Annotated in this window: 1 pseudogene; it reads left to right on the top strand. The window is 62.1% G+C overall.

What is annotated here, in order from left to right:
• Positions 1-750: pseudogene (locus CK944_RS22390) on the top strand (ISNCY family transposase); the annotation flags it as partial.
• Positions 751-757 lie beyond the last annotated feature (7 nt).

Here is a 757-nt window from a genome sequence, read left to right as displayed (position 1 = left end):
GTTGCCTTTTACTCCGACAAGCACACAGTGTTCCGGGTGCCAAAGCAAGGTGCCAGGACAGGCTATGGGATGACCCAGTTCGGCCGGGCCTTGAACGAACTGAACATCGAGATCCTGTGCGCCAACTCCTCGCAAGCAAAAGGTCGCGTCGAGCGCGCCAACCGCACCCTGCAGGACCGTCTGGTCAAGGAGTTGCGGCTGGCCGGCATCTCCGACATGGAGACTGCCAATGCCTTTCTTCCCGGCTTCATGGCGCGCTACAACGCGCAGTTTGCCAAGGTGCCACGCCGTGCGGACAACCTGCATCGGCCACTGAATGTCGAACCGGATCGGCTGCGTGACATTCTGTGCTATCGCGACGAACGCTATGTCAGCAGCCAGCTGGCCTTTTCCTACGACCGGCTGCGGATCATCCTGGCCGAGAACGAGATCACCCGCGATCTGCCGGGCAAATACGTGGACAGCTATGAGTTCGCGGACGGCCGGCTGGAGTTCCGCTGGAAGGGTGTCTCGCTGCCCTACTCCGTGTTCGACAAGGATCAGCGGGTGACCCATGCGGCCATCACCTAGAACAAGCATCTGAGCGCGGTCCTGGAATACATCAAGGCCGAGCAGGACAAGGCTCCGCCGAAGGTGCACCGGGTCGGCAAGCAACGGACCCGCTACACGCCCACGGGACGCCGCAACAACGGCTGGAACTCCTCGGCAGCCCGCAAGGCAAAGGCGCATGCCGCTCCACCCCTGGAATGACGCTTCC

This window comes from Paracoccus sp. SY (assembly GCF_002901215.1).
GTDB lineage: Bacteria > Pseudomonadota > Alphaproteobacteria > Rhodobacterales > Rhodobacteraceae > Paracoccus > Paracoccus acridae.
This window is presented reverse-complemented; position numbering and strand designations above follow the sequence as displayed.